This window comes from Streptomyces sp. NPDC001970, from assembly GCF_053594115.1.
Genome location: NZ_JBSFDW010000007.1, coordinates 211,439 through 229,816, shown reverse-complemented (window position 1 = coordinate 229,816; position 18,378 = coordinate 211,439). Strand labels below are relative to the sequence as shown.

16 protein-coding genes and 3 pseudogenes are annotated in these 18,378 nt (G+C 69.9%); 4 read left to right on the top strand and 15 right to left on the bottom strand.

From position 1 onward, the window contains the following. Positions 1 to 19: 19 nt before the first annotated feature. Together ACWCP0_RS12145 and ureA are read right to left on the bottom strand one after the other, a co-directional pair. On the bottom strand, positions 20 to 1,702 hold the full coding sequence (locus tag ACWCP0_RS12145; RefSeq protein WP_451078770.1) for an urease subunit alpha: 1,683 nt from the start codon (positions 1,700 to 1,702) through the stop codon (positions 20 to 22). A gap of 5 nt (positions 1,703 to 1,707) precedes the next feature. Further along, entirely contained in the window at positions 1,708 to 2,535 is an 828-nt protein-coding gene (gene ureA / locus ACWCP0_RS12140; protein ID WP_451078723.1) for an urease subunit gamma, read from the bottom strand. Between the two features lie 180 nt (positions 2,536 to 2,715). On the opposite strand from ureA, the pseudogene ACWCP0_RS12135 reads away from it, so the two are divergent. Together ACWCP0_RS12135 and ACWCP0_RS12130 are read left to right on the top strand one after the other, a co-directional pair. After that, positions 2,716 to 3,162: pseudogene (locus tag ACWCP0_RS12135) on the top strand (cytosine permease); the annotation flags it as partial. A 30-nt stretch (positions 3,163 to 3,192) separates the two neighbouring features. After that, positions 3,193 to 3,342, top strand: a complete 150-nt coding sequence (locus tag ACWCP0_RS12130) for a hypothetical protein (protein ID WP_451078722.1) — start codon at positions 3,193 to 3,195, stop codon at positions 3,340 to 3,342. Between the two features lie 103 nt (positions 3,343 to 3,445). On the opposite strand, the gene ACWCP0_RS12125 is transcribed toward ACWCP0_RS12130, so the two are convergent. Beyond that, on the bottom strand, positions 3,446 to 4,534 hold the full coding sequence (locus tag ACWCP0_RS12125; RefSeq protein WP_451078721.1) for a branched-chain amino acid aminotransferase: 1,089 nt from the start codon (positions 4,532 to 4,534) through the stop codon (positions 3,446 to 3,448). A gap of 275 nt (positions 4,535 to 4,809) precedes the next feature. Then, complete coding sequence (locus ACWCP0_RS12120) at positions 4,810 to 5,850, bottom strand: 3-isopropylmalate dehydrogenase (RefSeq protein ID WP_451078720.1); 1,041 nt, start codon at positions 5,848 to 5,850, stop codon at positions 4,810 to 4,812. A 76-nt stretch (positions 5,851 to 5,926) separates the two neighbouring features. Between ACWCP0_RS12120 and ACWCP0_RS12115 the strand changes: the two are divergent. Further along, a pseudogene (locus ACWCP0_RS12115) lies at positions 5,927 to 6,120 on the top strand (phosphoesterase); the annotation flags it as partial. A gap of 132 nt (positions 6,121 to 6,252) precedes the next feature. On the opposite strand, the gene ACWCP0_RS12110 reads toward ACWCP0_RS12115, so the two are convergent. The 5 genes and pseudogenes from ACWCP0_RS12110 to ACWCP0_RS12090 form a co-directional block, all read right to left on the bottom strand. Next, positions 6,253 to 6,396 carry a hypothetical protein gene (locus ACWCP0_RS12110; RefSeq protein ID WP_451078719.1) on the bottom strand — a complete coding sequence of 48 codons (144 nt, stop codon included), beginning with the start codon at positions 6,394 to 6,396 and terminating at the stop codon, positions 6,253 to 6,255. 239 nt (positions 6,397 to 6,635) lie between these two features. Next, positions 6,636 to 6,785, bottom strand: a pseudogene (locus tag ACWCP0_RS12105) (GNAT family N-acetyltransferase); the annotation flags it as partial. 73 nt (positions 6,786 to 6,858) lie between these two features. After that, positions 6,859 to 7,095: a hypothetical protein gene (locus ACWCP0_RS12100; protein WP_451078718.1), complete on the bottom strand. Its 237-nt coding sequence runs from the start codon at positions 7,093 to 7,095 to the stop codon at positions 6,859 to 6,861. Between the two features lie 123 nt (positions 7,096 to 7,218). Beyond that, positions 7,219 to 8,850, bottom strand: coding sequence for an L-glutamate gamma-semialdehyde dehydrogenase (gene pruA, locus ACWCP0_RS12095; RefSeq protein ID WP_451078717.1), 1,632 nt, complete (start codon positions 8,848 to 8,850; stop codon positions 7,219 to 7,221). 56 nt (positions 8,851 to 8,906) lie between these two features. After that, a complete protein-coding gene (locus ACWCP0_RS12090) occupies positions 8,907 to 9,833 on the bottom strand; it encodes a proline dehydrogenase family protein (RefSeq protein ID WP_451078716.1) in 927 nt (308 codons plus the stop codon). Positions 9,834 to 10,033: 200 nt separating this feature from the next. Here ACWCP0_RS12090 and ACWCP0_RS12085 point away from each other — a divergent pair, with 200 nt between their 5' ends. Continuing rightward, positions 10,034 to 11,263 carry a PucR family transcriptional regulator gene (locus ACWCP0_RS12085; RefSeq protein ID WP_451078715.1) on the top strand — a complete coding sequence of 410 codons (1,230 nt, stop codon included), beginning with the start codon at positions 10,034 to 10,036 and terminating at the stop codon, positions 11,261 to 11,263. Here ACWCP0_RS12085 and ACWCP0_RS12080 read toward each other — a convergent pair. The 6 genes from ACWCP0_RS12080 to ACWCP0_RS12055 all read right to left on the bottom strand — a co-directional run bounded on the left by ACWCP0_RS12080 (position 11,260) and on the right by ACWCP0_RS12055 (position 18,221). Beyond that, positions 11,260 to 11,724 carry an RDD family protein gene (locus tag ACWCP0_RS12080; protein WP_451078714.1) on the bottom strand — a complete coding sequence of 155 codons (465 nt, stop codon included), beginning with the start codon at positions 11,722 to 11,724 and terminating at the stop codon, positions 11,260 to 11,262. The two genes, ACWCP0_RS12085 and ACWCP0_RS12080, sit on opposite strands and share 4 nt — an antisense overlap. 431 nt (positions 11,725 to 12,155) lie before the next feature. Continuing rightward, complete coding sequence (locus ACWCP0_RS12075) at positions 12,156 to 12,734, bottom strand: TetR/AcrR family transcriptional regulator (RefSeq protein ID WP_451078713.1); 579 nt, start codon at positions 12,732 to 12,734, stop codon at positions 12,156 to 12,158. A gap of 90 nt (positions 12,735 to 12,824) precedes the next feature. After that, positions 12,825 to 14,426 (bottom strand): phosphoglycerate dehydrogenase, encoded by a 1,602-nt coding sequence (gene serA, locus ACWCP0_RS12070; RefSeq protein WP_451078712.1) that lies wholly within the window; start codon positions 14,424 to 14,426, stop codon positions 12,825 to 12,827. Between the two features lie 232 nt (positions 14,427 to 14,658). Then, positions 14,659 to 15,660, bottom strand: coding sequence for a ketol-acid reductoisomerase (gene ilvC, locus ACWCP0_RS12065; RefSeq protein WP_451078711.1), 1,002 nt, complete (start codon positions 15,658 to 15,660; stop codon positions 14,659 to 14,661). 124 nt (positions 15,661 to 15,784) lie between these two features. Continuing rightward, complete coding sequence (gene ilvN / locus ACWCP0_RS12060; protein WP_451078710.1) at positions 15,785 to 16,309, bottom strand: acetolactate synthase small subunit; 525 nt, start codon at positions 16,307 to 16,309, stop codon at positions 15,785 to 15,787. A 25-nt stretch (positions 16,310 to 16,334) separates the two neighbouring features. Beyond that, a complete protein-coding gene (locus ACWCP0_RS12055; RefSeq protein WP_451078709.1) occupies positions 16,335 to 18,221 on the bottom strand; it encodes an acetolactate synthase large subunit in 1,887 nt (628 codons plus the stop codon). Positions 18,222 to 18,378: the final 157 nt, after the last annotated feature.

Genomic DNA, 18,378 nt, shown 5'->3' with positions numbered 1-18,378 from the left:
GGAAGTCCCGGAGGAGGGCTCAGAGGAAGTAGAGGCGGTTCAGGGACATGGACTCGATCGGGTCCGAGCGGATCGGATCACCGTCGAGGGTGACCAGTCCACTGTGCGCGTCGACGGCGACGTCGCCGACCCGCGAGTTGAGGAGCAGGTCCTCGGGGCCGATGCCGCGGGTGCCGCGCACACCGACGCGACGGCGACGGGTGGGCATCCTGTCGTCGCCGAGAGCGGCCGCGGCCTGGGACACGAAGGCCACGGAGATGTCCGCGGGCGTCGCGCCGTGGGCGCCGATCTGCGGGCCGAGGATCAGCGGCTCGCAGGTGTCGGTGGCGGCGTTCGGGTCGCCGGTGACTCCGTAGGCGGGGAAGCCGGCCTTCAGGACGAGCTGCGGCTTCGCGCCGAAGTACTGCGGCTTCCACAGCACGATGTCGGCGAGCTTGCCGTTCTCGATGGAGCCGATCTCGTGCGCGAGGCCGTGGGCGATGGCGGGGTTGATGGTCAGCTTGGCCACGTAGCGCAGCACGCGTGCGTTGTCGTCGTGCTCGCCGTCGCCCTCCATGGGGCCCAGCTCGGCCTTCATCTTCCCGGCCATGGCGAAGGTGCGGCGCACGGTCTCGCCCGCGCGGCCCATGCCCTGGGCGTCCGACGAGGTGATGCCGATCACGCCCAGGTCGTGCAGGACGTCCTCGGCGCCCATCGTCCCGGCGCGGATGCGGTCGCGGGCCATGGCGGCGTCGCCGGGCAGGTCGGTCTTGAGATCGTGTACGGAGACGATCATCCCGTAGTGCTCGGCGACCGCGTCCCGGCCGAAGGGCAGGGTGGGGTTGGTCGAGGAGCCGATGACGTTCGGCACGCCCGCCATCCTGAGCACGTTCGGTACGTGTCCGCCGCCGCAGCCCTCGATATGGAAGGCGTGGATCGTCCGGCCGTCGAGGACCTTGAGGGTGTCCTCGACGGAGAGGCACTCGTTGAGGCCGTCGCTGTGCAGGGCGACCTGGACGTCGTGCTCCTCGGCGACCCGCAGTGCGGTGTCGAGCGCGCGGGTGTGCGCACCCATGTCCTCGTGGACCTTGAAGCCGGATGCGCCGCCCTCGGCGAGCGCCTCGACGAGGGGGGCGTCGCCCGAGGAGGAGCCGCGGGCGAGGAAGCCGATGTTGACGGGCCAGGCGTCGAAGGCGTTGAAGGCGTGCTTCAGGGCCCATGGCGAGTTGACGCCGACCCCCCAGACAGGGCCGAACTCCTGCCCGATGATCGTCGTGACGCCCGATGCGAGGGAGGCTTCCATGATGCGGGGGGACAGCAGGTGGACGTGTGTGTCCACGGCACCGGCGGTGGCGATGAGGCCCTCGCCGGAGACGATCGACGTGCCGGTGCCGACGACGACGTCCACGCCGTCGAGGGTGTCCGGGTTCCCGGCGCGTCCGATGCCGGCGATGCGGCCCTCGCGCATACCGATGGACACCTTGCGGATGCCCTGGACGGCGTCGATGACGAGGACGTTGCTGATGACGACGTCGCAGGTCTCGCGCACGGCGGAGGCCTTGAGGTGAAGTCCGTCGCGGGCGGTCTTGCCGAAGCCCGCGAGGAATTCGTCGCCCGGCTTCTGGGAGTCGGCCTCGACGCGCACGACGAGTCCGGAGTCCCCGAGTACGACGCGGTCACCGGCACGCGGGCCGTGGACACTCGCGTACTCCCGCGGGTCGATGCCGCTCACTGGTCCTCCTCCGTCCCGGTAGCAGTCCGACGCAGGTCGAAGGAGGCCTGATCCGGGTCCGCGAGAGCGCTGCCCGCGTCCGCCGGCGCCTGACCGGGGTCCGCGGAGGCGCCACGCGTGTCCGCGGAAGCGCGACCGGGATCCGCTGAGGCGCCGAGGTAGCCGCAGGCGGCCGCTCTGCGCAGGGCCTCCGCCCTGGCGCCCGGGGCGTCGAGCGGACCGTCGACGAGGCCCGCGAAGCCGATGGCGATGCGATCGCCCCCGATCGGTACGAGACCGACCTCGGCCCCGCCACCCGGGTCGAAGCGGACGGACGAGCCGGCGGGGACGCAGAGCCGCATGCCGTAGGCCGCCGCCCGGTCGAAGTCGAGGCGCGGGTTGGCCTCGAAGAAGTGGAAGTGGGAGGTGACGCTGACGGGGACGGCCGCGGTGTTGCGCACGGCCAGCCGCACCGCGGGCTCCGGCTCGGGGTCCGCGGGGCCGGGCAGGACTGCGCCGGGCGCCACTTCACCGAGGCCGCCGCCCCCGATGGGATCCGAGACGACCGCGAGCCGGGACCCGTCGTCGAAGACGGCCTCGACATGGACCTCCGTCACGATGTCGGCGACGCCCGGCAGGACGTCGTCGGGGCCGAGGACGGCGCGGGCCGCCGCGATGGCCTCGGCGAGCCTGCGGCCGTCGCGCGCCGCCTCGCAGACGGTGTCCGCGATCAGCGCGGTCGCCTCGGGGACGTTGAGCTTGAGTCCGCGGGCACGCCGCGCGCGAGCCAGTTCGGCGGCGCCGAACAGCAGCAGCCGGTCGCGCTCGGTCGGGGTCAGTCGCACGTCACCACGCCTCCCTCTGGGTGGACCCACACCGGAATCTCCGAATCCGACTCCAGATGTTTGAACGACACTCTAACCGTCAGCTTCCTGCTACTGGAAGCATTGACGACGACCAGATGCCGGGTTGACATAGAGCAACACTCAAATTGTCACCGGCGTACCAGGGAGAGCCGGATGCCGATCGTCGCCGTCATCGCGACGGGTTTCGTCTTCCTCGGCCACTTCGCCTGGGACGCGCGGTCCCCGATGACCTCGTTCGTGCTGCCGCTCGCCGCCATCGGCACTCCGTGGGCCGTTCACCCTGATCGGGCATGTCCCGTTCCGCGGTGTGTACGACGCCGACGCGCTGCGGGTCTACAACCGGCGCGCCCGGGGCGGCAGCTACTCGTTCCGGGCGGGCTGGGAGCCGCGGGCGACGACGGCCTGGGCGCTCGGCGCTGCGGTGGGCCTGCTGTCCGTCTCGACCCCCTTCCACGAGGCCCGCTGCTCGCCCCGACCGGCGGCGTGGACTGCGGCTTCGTCCTGTCGGGCGTGGTGGGCGGTGCGGTGTACGCGGGGCTGACGCTCGTGCAACGAACGACGCCCGGCACTGAACCGGCCGGTAACATCATGGCTGCCGTGGACTGACGGCACGTCGGGGAAAAACGGGGAGGAACAATGGAAGAGGCGGCGTTCGTACTGGGCAAGGTCGTCAGGGGGATCGCGGGCCTGGCCTACGCCTTCGGTGATGTCCTGGTCGCCTTCGTCGGGCCGGACGGCTCGCCCAAGGCCGACGAGCGCAAGCGCCGGCGCAAGCAGGGGCGCTGACCGTACACACGGCGAGGGCCCCCGCCGCGCGGTGCGCGCGGGGGCCCTCGCCGGATGCGGGCTCAGGGGCGGCCAAAGGGCCGCGCCGGGCGCCGGCCCGGGTCTAGGCCAGCACGTGCATCCAGCCGTGCGGGTCCTCGGCCGCACCGGTCTGGATGTCCAGCAGCGCCTTGCGCAGCTGCATCGTGACCTTGCCCGGCTCGCCGCCCGCCTGCGTCCACTCGCCGTCGGCGGACTTGACCGTACCGACGGGGGTGATGACGGCGGCGGTACCGCAGGCGAAGACCTCGGTGAGCGTGCCGTTCTCGGTGTCACGCTTCCACTGGTCGATGGAGACCCGGCCCTCCTCGGCCTCGTAGCCGAGGTCGCGGGCGAGCTTGAGCAGCGAGTCACGGGTGATGCCGGCGAGGAGCGAGCCGGTCAGCTCGGGCGTGACGATCTTGCTGTCGTACACGAAGTACAGGTTCATGCCGCCCAGCTCCTCGACCCACTTGTGCTCCACGGCATCGAGGTAGGCGACCTGGTCGCAGCCCTTCGCGGCGGCCTCGGCCTGGGCGAGCAGGGACGCGGCGTAGTTGCCGCCTGTCTTGGCGAAGCCGATGCCGCCGGGGACGGCACGGACACGGTCCTCGGAGAGCCAGATCGAGACCGGCTTGACGCCACCGGGGAAGTACGCACCCGCGGGGGACGCGATGACGATGAACAGATACTCGTTGGCCGGCCGGACACCGAGGCCGACCTCGTTGGCGAACATGAACGGACGCAGATAGAGCGAGGCCTCACCGCCGTGCGCCGGGACCCACGCCTTGTCCTGCTGCACGAGGGCGTCGCACGCGTCGATGAACGTCTCGACCGGCAGCTCGGGCATGGCCAGGCGCCGGGCGGAGATCTGGAAGCGCTTGGCGTTGGCGTCGGGCCGGAAGGTGGCGACCGAGCCGTCGGGCCTGCGGTAGGCCTTCAGCCCCTCGAAGATCTCCTGCGCGTAGTGCAGGGTCATGTTGGCCGGGTCCATGGACAACGGCGCGTACGGAGTGAGCTGGGCATCGTGCCAGCCGCGTCCCTCCGTCCACTTGATGGTCACCATGTGGTCGGTGAAGTGGCGGCCGAATCCGGGGTTGGCCAGGATCGCCTCGCGCTCCGCATCGGACAGCGGGTTCGAGGAGGGCTTGAGCTCGATCGTGGGCGTCGTCATGTTTGCGTGTCCTTCACCGTTTGTGTGTGACGGACCGCGCTCACGTCTGTACGTCTGCTCGCCCTGCGTACAGCCGTACTAGGACTTCCGAGCTTCCCCGCATGATGCGGCCCCACGTCCGATTATCGCAGTGCGTGGGGGCCGGAGCAGAACAGCGTGGATTGCGGCCCAGGGTTGATGGTGGCACCCGGAGGCCGCACAGGAGAAGCCGCCGGGCGCTGATGCGACCCGGCGGCTTCGAGGTTTCGAGATTCGAGGTTTCGAGAGTCGACGGGTCAGCCCGCTACTCGTACGGCGAGCGCGTCGCCGATCTCGTCGGTGGTGCGGGCGGTGCCGTCCCGCTCCGCCAGGTCGGCGGCGACGGCGTCCTCGATGCGGCCGGCCTCGGTCTCGTGGCCGAGGTGACGCAGGAGGAGGGCGACGGACAGGATCGTGGCCGTCGGGTCGGCCATGCCCTGGCCCGCGATGTCGGGCGCGGAGCCGTGGACGGGCTCGAACATGGACGGGAATTCGCCCGTCGGGTTGATGTTGCCGGATGCGGCCAGGCCGATGCCACCGGTCACGGCGGCGGCGAGGTCGGTGAGGATGTCGCCGAAGAGGTTGTCGGTGACGATGACGTCGAAGCGCTCCGGCTGGGTGACGAAGAAGATCGTCGCCGCGTCGACGTGCAGATAGTCGGTGGTGACCTCGGGATATTCCTGGCCGACCTTGTCGAAGATGTTCTTCCACATGTGGCCGGCGTAGACGAGGACGTTGTTCTTGTGAACCAGCGTCAGCTTCTTGCGGGGGCGGGAGTCGGCCCGCTCGTACGCGTCACGGACGACACGCTCGACGCCGTACGCGGTGTTGACGCTGACCTCGGTGGCGACCTCGGCGGGCGTACCGGTGCGCAGCGAACCGCCGTTGCCCGTGTACGGACCTTCGGTGCCCTCGCGGACGACGACGAAGTCGATGTCGGGGCGGCCGGCGAGCGGGGTCGCGGTGTTGGGGAAGAGCTTCGACGGGCGCAGGTTCACGTAATGGTCGAAGGCGAAGCGGAGTTTGAGCAGCAGCCCGCGCTCCAGGACGCCCGACGGCACGGACGGGTCGCCGATCGCGCCGAGCAGGATCGCGTCGTGGTTCTTGAGGGAGTCGAGCTCGGCGTCCGGGAGGGTCTCCCCGGTGCGGTGCCAGCGCTTGGCGCCGAGGTCGTACTCCTTGGTCTCCAGCTTCACATCCTCAGGAAGGACGGCCGAGAGGACCTTGAGGCCCTGGGCCACGACCTCCTGACCGATGCCGTCACCTGGGATCACTGCGAGATTGAGGCTGCGAGACATACCCGCACCGTACTCCCCCGTCCCAGCGGATGACATTCGATGTCCACCATCCGGACGCGCGTGTCACCCTCGCCGTCACCTGGGCCACACGGGCGGCGCGCGGACGGCATGACTGGACAAGCGGCTCGGTGAGCTGCGCGCACGGCCGAGATCGACTTCGTGGTCGTCCTCTTTCCGCTCCTCACCAGGCACCAGGTCGATCTGGTGATCAACGGGCACAACCACGTCCACGAGCGCACGGACGCCATCAAGGGCGGCGAGGTCGGCAGGACTACGTCGAGGTGAAGCGGGGCCAGTGACCCGCCGGCGAGTGCACCGCTCGGTCGGTGACCCGCTCGGCGGGTGCACCGCCGAGTCGATGCCCCGTTCCGTCAGCGACTCGTTCCGTCGGTGACTCGCCGGTCAGTGACCGGTTTCGCCGCCGTTGTCCCTGCGGTCGAGGGCTCGCTGCAGGGCAGCGGCGGCATTCGCGGCAGCGCTCTTGCGGTCGGACTCGCTCGTGCGGGGCGTGTGGCGGACGCGGCGGCGGAGGGTCGTCTCGGGCATGGTGATCGACTCCTTGAGATCAAAAACGATCGAAGGCGCCGGAAGGGGCGGGGAGCGGGCCGCAGGGGTTGCCTGCACGGGGCACCGGCTCACGACCGCCATTCGCTTGATCGAGCGAGACGTTCGGCTTCCACAAAGCTAAGGGAGTTGGGCCGCCCTGTCTCTACAATTAGTCGGACTTCCTACTATCTGAGACGCGATCTTGAAGCAGTGCAGGTGAGAGCGCTCCGAGCCGGCGGTCAGAGCACGTCGCCGTCACGCCAGTCGAAGAGCAGCACGCCCGCGGCCGGGTCGGGGAGGGATGAGCCGCCGACCGGGCGGAGGAAGGCGGATCCCTCCTCGTCCGGGAGGTGGACCACGCCGTCGGGGCCCAGCGCCTCGATCCGGCCGGAACACGACGGTGCCCCCGGCCGAACCGGCCGGAGGCACCGCTGACAGATACTCAGGACGTGGCGTGCGCTCCTAGGACGTGGCTTTCTCCAGCTCGGCGGCGACCCGTCCCACCCAGTCCGTGAACTCGTCCCGGTGGTGCGACTGCCCCCCGCACAACGCCGCGACCTGCGGATCCGTGATCCGGTTGGGCCCCTCCAGCTCCAGCAGCCGGCGCAGCTCCTTCGTCACGGAAGCGAGTCGCTGCGCATCGGAGTGCTCGATCGCGTCGACCCCGTGGCCGGCGCCGAGAGTCGTGGAACCTGGCATGTCGTCCCTCCTGACCGCCTTGCCGAACCCCCTCCCAGCAGCGTATGCCCGCCCCACGTGAGCCGCCCCCGGCCGGTCTGGGGGGACCGGCGGGGGGCGGGGTTCACAGGGGGCCGCTCAGGCTCAGCCCATGTGCGGGTAGCCGTAGTCGGTCGGCGGGACCAGCGTCTCCTTGATCGCGCGGGTCAGCGTCCAGCGCATCAGGTTCTGCGGGGCGCCGGCCTTGTCGTTCGTGCCGGAGGCGCGGCCGCCGCCGAAGGGCTGCTGGCCGACGACGGCGCCGGTCGACTTGTCGTTGATGTAGAAGTTGCCCGCGGCGTAGCGGAGCTTCTCCATCGCCTCGGCCACGGCGGCACGGTCACCGGCGATGATCGAGCCGGTCAGCGCGTACGCCGACACCGACTCCATCTGCGCCAGCATCTCGTCGTACTTCTCGTCCTCGTAGACGTGGACGGCGAGGATCGGGCCGAAGTACTCGGTCGTGAAGACCTCGCTCGAAGCGTCGGTGCACTCGATGACGGTCGGGCGGACGAAGTAGCCGACCGAGTCGTCGTACGTGCCGCCCGCGACGATCGTGCAGGTCGGGTCTTCCTTCGCGCGGTCGATCGCGGCCTTGTTCTTGGCGAAGGCGCGCTCGTCGATGACGGCGCCGATGAAGTTCGTCAGGTCGGTGACGTCACCCATCTTGATGCCGTCGATCTCGGCCGCGAACTCCTCCTTGAAGCCCGAGTTCCAGATGGAGGCCGGGACGTACGCACGCGAGGACGCGGAGCACTTCTGGCCCTGGTACTCGAAGGAGCCACGGGTCAGCGCGGTCTTCAGAACGGCGCGGTCGGCGCTGGGGTGGGCGACGACGAAGTCCTTGCCGCCCGTCTCACCGACGATGCGCGGGTAGGACCGGTACGTCTCGATGTTGTTGCCGATCGTCTTCCACAGGTGCTGGAAGGTCTTGGTCGAACCGGTGAAGTGGATACCGGCCAGCATCGGATGGTTCAGGGCCACATCGGAGACGGCGATGCCGTCGCCCGTCACCAGGTTGATGACGCCCTTGGGCAGGCCCGCCTCCTCCAGGAGCTGCATCAGCAGCACGGCGGCGTGGGTCTGCGTCGGGGACGGCTTCCAGATCACCACGTTGCCCATGAGGGCGGGGGCGGTGGGCAGGTTGCCCGCGATGGCCGTGAAGTTGAACGGCGTGATCGCGTAGACGAAGCCCTCCAGCGGGCGGTGGTCGAGACGGTTCCACACACCCGGGGAGTTGGCCGGCGGCTGCTCGGCCAGGATCTGGCGGGCGTAGGCGACATTGAAGCGCCAGAAGTCGACGAGCTCGCACGGGGTGTCGATCTCGGCCTGCTGCGCGGTCTTCGACTGGCCCAGCATGGTGGAGGCGGCCAGCGTCTCGCGCCAGGGGCCGGCCAGCAGCTCGGCGGCGCGCAGGATGATCGCGGCGCGGTCGTCGAACGACATCGCACGCCACGCCGGGGCGGCGGCGAGGGCGGCGTCGATCGCGTCCTGCGCGTCCTGCTGCGTGGCGCCGGCGAAGGTGCCGATCACGGCCTGGTGGTTGTGCGGCTGCACGACGTTCACGCGCTCGCCGCCGCCCATGCGCTTCACACCGTTGATGGTCATCGGCAGGTCGATGGGGTTCTCGGCCAGCTCCTTGAGCTTGGCCTCGAGGCGGGCACGCTCGGGCGAGCCGGGGGCGTAGCTCTGCACCGGCTCGTTGACGGGGGTGGGGACCTGGGTCACAGCGTCCATGAGTTCCTTTGGCTCCTTTTGAGAGGGTGGGAGGGCTCAGTCCTGGGGCCCTGGGGTCAGTTCTTGGTGATCATCGACCGTACGAAGAACAGCAGGTTGGCCGGCTTCTCGGCGAGGCGGCGCATGAAATAGCCGTACCAGTCGGTGCCGTACGCCGTGTAGACGCGCATCCGGTGGCCCTCGGCCGCCAGCCGGAGGTGCTCGTCGCTGCGGATGCCGTACAGCATCTGGAACTCGTACTCATCCATTTTGCGCCCGGCGCGGCGCGCGAGCTCCTGTGTGACGGCGATGAGCCGCGGGTCGTGGGACCCGATCATCGGGTAGCCCTCGCCCTCCATCAGGATCTTGAGGATGCGGACGTACGCCTTGTCGATCTCGGCCTTGTCCTGGTGTGCGACGGACGCCGGCTCCTTGTACGCGCCCTTGACGATGCGGACGCGGCTGCCGTTCGCGGCGAGGCGGCGCGCGTCGTCCTCGGTGCGGAACAGATAGGCCTGGATCACACAGCCGGTCTGCGGGAAGTCCTTCCGGAGTTCCTCGTGGATGGCGAACATCGAGTCGAGGGTGGTGTGGTCCTCCGCGTCCAAAGTGACCGTGGTGCCGATCGCGGCGGCCGCCTCGACGACGGGGCGGACGTTCGCGAGGGCGAGCTCGTGGCCCCCCTCGAGGGACTGGCCGAACATCGACAGCTTGACCGACATCTCGGCCTTCGTGCCGAGGCCGATCGGCGTGAGGCGCTCGATCAGTTCCAGGTAGGCGTCCCGTGCGGCGGCGGCCTGCTCGCGGGTGGTGATGTCCTCGCCCACGACGTCCAGGGTGACCTCGAGCCCGTTGGCGGTCAGGCCCTGGACGATCGGGATGACCTGGTCGACGGTCTCACCGGGGATGAAGCGGTTGACCACCGGCTTGGTCACGGGGGCCGCGGACACAAGACGGCGCATCTTGTCGCTGCGCGACGCGGCGAGGATCACGGGACCCAGCACGGGGCACCTCCTACGGGAGACGAACGAGGCCGGACCAGGTCGAAGCGGAACAGAGCGCAACGAATCCCGTACGGCACGGAGAACCACCGTGAAACCTAAATATCGCTCCGATGCTCGGCCATCGACAGCTGTCACGCATCCGGGCCCAGCTCTTCAGACATCTGTCTGAAGAGGCACCCGAGCGGTGCGAGAATGTCCGGGTGAAGGGCGATTACCAGGAACTGGTGGACGAGATCTCGGGGCTGCTGGGCGCCCCCGCGACCCTCGAGAACCGGGACTTCGAACTGATCGCCTTCGGCGCGCACGACAGCGACGACGACAGCGCCATGGACCCGGTCCGTACGCGCTCGATCCTGACCAGGAAGTCCACTCCGGCGGTACGCGCCTGGTTCGAGGACTTCGGCATCGCCCGCGCGACCGGCCCCGTACGGATCCCGGCCGCCCCGGAGGCCGGGGTCTTCCGCGACCGGATCTGTCTGCCGGTCCGCCATCGCGGGATCGTCCTCGGATACGTCTGGCTCCTCGACGCCGAGCCGGGTCCCACGCCCGCCCGGCTGGCCGCGGCCATGGAGGTGACCGAGCGGATCGGCGGGCTCCTCGCGGACGAGGAGCGGGCGGGCACCGACCTCTCGCGGGAGTTCCGCGCGGTGCTCACGGCCGAACGCGGCTGGCAGTACGACATGGCGGTCGCCGCCCTCCGGTCGGCCCTCGGCCCGACCGCGGACGGGCTGCACGCGGTGGTGTGCGTGGCTCCGTGGCCGTCGGAGGACGCGCCTTCGGCGCGTACGGTCCCGGGGGCGTCGGCGCTGTGCACGGTCCAGTGGGCCACCGCGGCCCGGCGGGTCCCGGCGGTGCCGGGGCCGGCCCCAGGGCAGAACGGGGCCGGGAGCGATGCCGCCGCGGCTCAGCCGGTTCCGGACGGCGGCCATGCACTCGCCGCGCTGGTGCGGCTGAGGGCCTCCGATGTGCTCGCGCCCGTCGTCACCGCGGCGAACCGGCTGAGCGGCACCGTCGGCGGCGGCGCCGTCGCGGGCGTCGCGCTTCCCCGCCGGGGCGTCGGCGATCTCAACACCTCCTGGCGCGAGGCCGCCTCCGCCGCACGCGCCGCCACCGCCCAGCCGCGGCTCGGCCCGGTGGCCGACTGGGCCTCGATCGGCCCGTACCGGCTGCTGACCGCACTCCCGCAGGCCCCCTCCCCCGACCCCGCGGTCGTCCCACTCCTCACCCCGGCGCACGCCGAACTGGCCCGTACGGCGGAGGTGTTCCTGGACTGCGCGGGCCAGGCGGGCCGCGCGGCCTCCACCCTGGGGATCCACCGGCAGACGCTCTACTACCGCCTCTCGCGGGTCGAGCAGCTGACAGGACTCGACCTGGACGTGGGCGAGGACCGGCTCCTGCTCCACATGGCCCTCAAGGCCGCCCGGCTCTAGGAGCGTCGGCGGATCACCGCGCTGCGGACCACCTCGTCCTGGATGCCGCCGGCGTTCGCCCCGCGGGTGATCAGTGACACGCTGACGGCACAGAGCACGAGGATGCCGGTGACGACGAGGTTGGTGAGGTGCCGGATCGGCGCCGAGCCGCACCCGAGACGTCCTCCGTCACCGGGGCGCACCGCCTCCGGGCCGAGCGCACGTTTGCCTACGGTGCCTCCCCGGCGCGAGGCACTCAGCGGCGAGTGGAGGAGGAAGAAGGCGAGCACCCACCCGGCTGCGGCGGTGCGCCAGATCGTGTGTGCGTCGCCGTCGGGGGCGTCGAGCCCTCCGAGTGTCCGGTCGAGCCCGACGAGCGGCATGAGGATCACCAGGACGGCGACGGTCAGGTCGACGGCGGCGGCACAGCGCCGCATGAGGCTCGCCGGGGAACCGGGGAGGGTGGCCGGGACGCGTCCCACTGACGGGAGGGAACCGGGGCCGCCGCCGGAGGACAGGGGCCGAGCGTCATCTTGTATCGACTTTCGATCGTGCGGCGTGCACCGGGGCATGTGTCCTGATGCGCGGGAGGCCCGCGCAGGCTACCTGCGGCGCCGGCGGGTCCCGGCGCCGACGGCGGCCCGGACCCCGAGCGCCTTTCCGTGCGTCGCCAACTCCCGGAAGTCGTCGGCGGGACGAGGTCCCTTCGGATGCTCGCCGGCATCACTCCGTGACCCGATTCACCGCGAGGCCATCCCGGTGACCACCGGCAGCATGAGCGCGACATGGCATCAGCGCGACATGTCTTCAGGCCGCGCCTCACCCGGGCGCCGCACCCGGACAGCGCACCCGGGCGCCGCACCCGGGCAGCGCACCCGGGCCAAGACGCTTCACAGGGCGGCCGCGGCGCGGGTCAGCCCTTCTCGCCCATGATCACCCGGAGTCCCTCGGTGAGGTCCCTCGCGGACGGCGCCGTCTCCGGGTCCACCATCCACTGGATCATCACGCCCGCCACCAGCGCCTGGACGAGCAGCCCCGCCGCACGGGCTTTCTCGGGGTCGGCCTCCGGGTCGATGCCGAGGAAGGCCTCTGCCATGCCGAGCCGGCCCTCCCGCTGAGGCTCCCTGATCGCGTCGCGGAGCACCTCGTCCTCGTCGAGCCGGGTGACGACCTCCAGCTGGAGCTTCCAGACCTTGCGGCTCTCCTCGAAGGCCTCGATGACCTTCTCCCAGAGGTCCTCGAACCGGGCGTACGGGTCAGCCGACGCACTGCCCGCGTTCTCGGTCCGCGCGGGCCCTACCGCCTCGCCCCACTCCTCGGTGAGTGCCAGGAACGCCTGATGGAGCAGGGCGTCCTTGGAGCCGTAGTGGTAGCCGATGGAGGCCAGATTGGTGCCGGACGCGGCAACGATGTCCCGGGCGGTCGTCCGGCCGTAGCCCTTCTCCAACAGGCAGAGCTTGGCGCCTTCGAGCAGCTCTTCGCGGTGTCCCATGAAAGCAGCGTACCCGGCCGCTAGACGCTCGTTTTACACGAGCGTCTAGCGGCCGGGCACGGGGATCGAAGGCCGCGAAGACCCGGCGGATCAGTGGACCAGGTTCACCGAACGGGCCGACGCCGCGCCGATCTCCTCGGCGATCTCGTTCAGCACGGACTGCGGCACGGTGTCGTCCACGGTCAGCACGACCAGCGCCTCGCCGCCCTCCGACTGGCGCGAGACCTGCATGCCCGCGATGTTCAGCCCGGCCTCGCCGAGGATCCGGCCGACCGTGCCGACGACACCCGGACGGTCCTCGTAGCGCAGCACGACCATGTGGTCGGCCAGCGCCAGGTCCACGTCGTAGTCCCCGACCGCGACGATCTTCTGGAGGTGCTTGGGTCCGGCCAGCGTGCCGGAGACCGCGACGTCCTCGCCGTCGGCGAGCGTGCCGCGCACGGTCACCACGTTGCGGTGGTCCGGGGACTCCGAGCTGGTGGTGAGGCGGACCTCGACGCCGCGCTCCTGCGCGAACAGCGGCGCGTTCACGTACGACACGGTCTCGTCGACCACGTCCTCGAACACGCCCTTCAGCGCGGACAGTTCGAGCACCTTGACGTCGTGCTGCGTGATCTCGCCGTACACCTCGACATCGAGACGGACCGCGACCTCGCCCGCCAGCGCGGTGAAGATCCGGCCGAGCTTCTCGGCGAGCGGCAGACCCGGGCGGACGTCCTCGGCGATGACACCGCCCTGGACGTTGACCGCGTCCGGCACCAGCTCACCGGCGAGCGCGAGGCGCACCGACTTGGCGACCGAGATACCGGCCTTCTCCTGCGCCTCGTCCGTGGAGGCACCGAGATGCGGGGTGCAGACGACCTGGTCGAACTGGAACAGCGAGGAGTCCGTGCACGGCTCCTTGGCGTACACATCGAGGCCCGCGCCCGCGACCCGGCCCTCCTTGAGCGCCGAGTACAGCGCCTCCTCGTCGACGATCCCGCCGCGCGCGGCGTTGACGATGCGGACGGTCGGCTTGACCTTGCGCAGCGCCTCGTCGCCGATCAGACCGAGCGTCTCGGGGGTCTTGGGGAGGTGGACGGTGATGAAGTCCGAGACCTCGAGGAGCTCGTCGAGGGAGAGGAGCTTGACGCCCATCTGCGCGGCACGCGCAGGCTGTACGTACGGGTCGTACGCAACGATCTTCATGCCGAAGGCGGACATCCGCTGGGCGACCAGCACACCGATACGGCCGAGGCCGACGACGCCGAGGATCTTCTCGCTGAGCTCCACACCCGTGTACTTGGAGCGCTTCCACTCGCCGTTCTTCAGTGCGGTGTTGGCCTGGGGGATGTTGCGCGCGGTGGCGACGATCAGCCCGCAGGCGAGCTCGGCGGCGGTCACGATGTTGGACGTCGGGGCGTTGACGACCATCACGCCGGCCTTGGTGGCGGCGGAGACGTCCACGTTGTCCAGACCGACACCGGCGCGGGCGATGACCTTCAGCTTGCTCGCGGCGGCGATGGCCTCGGCGTCGACCTTGGTGGCGGAGCGGACGAGGATCGCGTCCACATCGGTGATGGCAGGGATCAGCTCGGCGCGGTCCGCGCCGTTGCAGTGCCGGATCTCGAAGTCCGGACCGAGCGCGTCCACCGTCGCGGGCGACAGCTCTTCGGCAATGAGTACAACGGGTTTACGGGGCGCAGTGCTCACGTGAGTCCTCACTGGTCCAATGCGGACGGCCGTCCCGACGGCCGCTGGCGGTGGAGGGGGCTAGCCGCGTGGAAGACGCACGACGCTGTGGGCCTGACCTGACGCGTTTGTTGACCACTCTAGTGGTGTCGGAGGGCTGGTTTTCCGCCTTGACGGAAGGATCACCCGTCCGTGGTTGGACTGCATGTCCAACGGGAAGCGGCGGGCCCCGGAGGACCCGCCGCGCAGAGGCTTACGCCTCCTCGTTGTCGACCCAGCTCATGAGCTTGCGGAGCTCCTTGCCGGTGGTCTCGAGCAGGTGGTTCTCGTCCTGCGTCTTGTACTCGTTGTACTTCTTCAGGCCGCCGTGGTACTCGTCCATCCAGTTCTTGGCGAACGTGCCGTCCTGGATCTCGGCGAGGACCTTCTTCATCTCGGCCTTGGTCTGGTCCGTGATGATGCGCGGGCCGGTGACGTAGTCGCCCCACTCGGCGGTCTCGGAGACCGACCAGCGCATCTTCCCCAGGCCGCCCTCGTACATGAGGTCCACGATCAGCTTCAGCTCGTGGAGGCACTCGAAGTACGCGATCTCCGGCTGGTAGCCGGCCTCGACCAGGGTCTCGAAGCCCGCCTTGACCAGCGCCGAGGCACCGCCGCAGAGGACGGCCTGCTCGCCGAAGAGGTCGGTCTCCGTCTCTTCGGTGAAGGTCGTCTTGATGACACCGGCGCGGGTGCCGCCGATGGCCTTGGCGTAGGAGAGGGCGAGGGCGAAAGCGCCTCCGGTCGCGTCCTGCTCGACGGCGGCGATCGCCGGAACGCCGCGGCCCTCCTCGTACTGGCGGCGCACCAGGTGGCCCGGGCCCTTCGGGGCGACCAGGGCGACGTCCACACCGGCCGGGGGCTTGATGAAGCCGAAGCGGATGTTGAAGCCGTGGGCGAAGAACAGCGCGTCGCCGTCCTTCAGGTTGTCCTTGATGGACTCCTCGTACACCTGGGCCTGGATCGGGTCCGGGATGAGGATCATGATGACGTCGGCCTCGGCGGCAGCCTCCGACGGCGTCACCACGCGCAGGCCCTGCTCCTCGGCCTTGGCCTTGGACTTGGACCCCTCGTGCAGACCGACGCGGACGTCCACACCGGAGTCACGGAGCGACAGCGCGTGGGCGTGGCCCTGGCTGCCGTAACCGATGACCGCGACCTTGCGGCCCTGGATGATGGACAGGTCGGCGTCGTCGTCGTAGAACAGCTCGGCCACTGGGTTTCTCCTTGTTGACTGGTCTTGCTGGCTTTGCGTCCCACCGTACGGCGGGGAGGGACGAGGGGGTTCGAGGGTCTCGGTATCCGGGCGGGGCCGGACGGGGCGCTGCCGCCGGCGTCTGTTACGCGCTGCGGTCGAGGGCCCGCAGGCTGCGGTCCGTGATGGACCGCGCACCCCGTCCTATGGCGATCGTGCCGGACTGGACCAACTCCTTGATGCCGAACTGCTCCAGCATCTTCAGCATGGCGTCGAGCTTGTCACTCGATCCGGTTGCCTCGATGGTGACGGCCTCGGGCGCGACGTCCACGGTCTTGGCGCGGAAGAGCTGGACGATCTCGACGATCTGGGAGCGGGTCTCGTTGTCGGCGCGGACCTTCACCAGGACGAGCTCGCGCTGGATCGCGGCGCTGGGCTCCAGCTCGACGATCTTCAGCACGTTGACCAGCTTGTTGAGCTGCTTGGTCACCTGCTCGAGCGGCAGGTCCTCGACATTGACCACGATCGTGATGCGGGAGATGTCGGGGTGCTCGGTGACGCCGACGGCCAGCGAGTCGATGTTGAAGCCGCGACGGGAGAACAGGGCGGCGATCCTGGCCAGGATGCCCGGGGTGTTCTCCACCAGGACGGAGAGCGTGTGCTTGGACATGGTCGTTGTGTCTCTCTCTGCTCGCTCAGTCGTCTTCGTTGTCGCCGAAGTCGGGGCGGACGCCGCGCGCGGCCATGACCTCGTCGTTGGAGGTTCCGGCGGCGACCATCGGCCACACCATGGCGTCCTCGTGGACGATGAAGTCGATCACGACGGGGCGGTCGTTGATCGCGTTGGCCTCGGCGATGACCTTGTCCAGATCGGCCGGGTCCTCGCAGCGCAGGGCCACACAGCCCATGGCCTCGGACAGCTTGACGAAGTCCGGGACGCGGGTGCCCTTGCGGGGCGCCTGGCTCGCGCCGACCTGGGAGCCTGCGGTGTGGTGGCCGGTGTCGTCGGCGTGCAGGACGGTGCTCGAGTAGCGCTCGTTGTAGAAGAGGGTCTGCCACTGGCGGACCATGCCGAGGGCGCCGTTGTTGATGATCGCGACCTTGATCGGGATGTCGTTCAGCGCACAGGTGACCAGTTCCTGGTTGGTCATCTGGAAGCAGCCGTCGCCGTCGATCGCCCAGACGGCGCGGTCCGGCATACCGGCCTTGGCGCCCATCGCGGCCGGGACGGCGTAGCCCATGGTGCCCGCCCCGCCGGAGTTCAGCCAGGTGGCCGGCCTCTCGTAGTCGATGAAGTGGGCCGCCCACATCTGGTGCTGGCCGACGCCGGCCGCGAAGATCGTGCCCTCCGGGGCCAGCCGGCCGATGCGCTGGATGACCTGCTGCGGGGCGAGGCTGCCGTCGTCCGGCGTCTCGTAGCCGAGCGGGTAGGTCTCGCGCCAGCGGTTGAGATCGTTCCACCAGGCGGTGTAGTCGCCGGTGTTGCCCTCGGTGTGCTCGGCCTGAACGGCCTGGACCAGGTCGGCGATGACCTCGCGGGCGTCACCGACGATCGGGACGTCCGCGGCCCGGTTCTTGCCGATCTCGGCCGGGTCGATGTCGGCATGGACGATCTTGGCGTACGGGGCGAAGCTGTCCAGCTTTCCGGTGACGCGGTCGTCGAACCGGGCGCCGAGGGCGACGATCAGGTCGGCCTTCTGCAGCGCGGTGACGGCGGTGACCGAACCGTGCATGCCCGGCATTCCCACGTGCAGCGGGTGGCTGTCGGGGAACGCGCCCAGCGCCATCAGGGTGGTGGTGACGGGGGCGTTGGTGAGCTCCGCGAGGACCTTGAGCTCGGCGGTGGCGCCGGCCTTGAGGACGCCGCCGCCGACGTACAGGACCGGGCGCTTGGCCTGGATGATCAGCTTCGCCGCCTCACGGATCTGCTTGGCGTGCGGCTTGGTGACCGGCCGGTAGCCGGGGAGGTCGGTCTGCGGCGGCCAGTTGAACGTGGTCTGCGCCTGCAGGGCGTCCTTGGCGATGTCGACGAGGACCGGTCCCGGGCGGCCGGTCGAGGCGATGTGAAAGGCCTCGGCGATCGTCTTCGGGATGTCCTCGGCTTTGGTGACCAGGAAGTTGTGCTTGGTGATCGGCATCGTGATGCCGCAGATGTCCGCCTCCTGGAAGGCGTCCGTGCCGATGGCCCTGCTGGCCACCTGGCCGGTGATCGCGACGAGCGGGACGGAGTCCATGTGGGCGTCGGCGATCGGCGTGACCAGGTTGGTGGCGCCCGGCCCCGAGGTGGCCATGCACACGCCGACCTTGCCTGTGGCCTGCGCATAGCCGGTGGCGGCGTGGCCCGCGCCCTGCTCGTGGCGGACCAGGATGTGGCGGACCTTGGTCGAGTCCATCAGCGGGTCGTACGCGGGGAGGATGGCGCCGCCGGGGATACCGAACACGGTGTCGGCCCCGACTTCCTCGAGAGAGCGGATGAGGGACTGCGCGCCCGTGACGTGCTCAACGGTGGCGGAGGTCTGTCCGCCGGTTCGGGCCCGCGGCTGCGGATGGTGGGCCCCGGTGGCCTGCTCGGTCATCGGCATTCTCTTCTCGAAGCTGAGGGTGTGTGCGGGTCTCGAAGCTGGGGTTCCAGCGGGGGTCTGGCGGGCGATTTTGCGGGGTTTTGGGAAGATCCAGTGCAACAAAAAACCCCTCGTGCCGTGAGGCAAGCGAGGGGAGCGCGTCGGTGCGGTCTGCAGA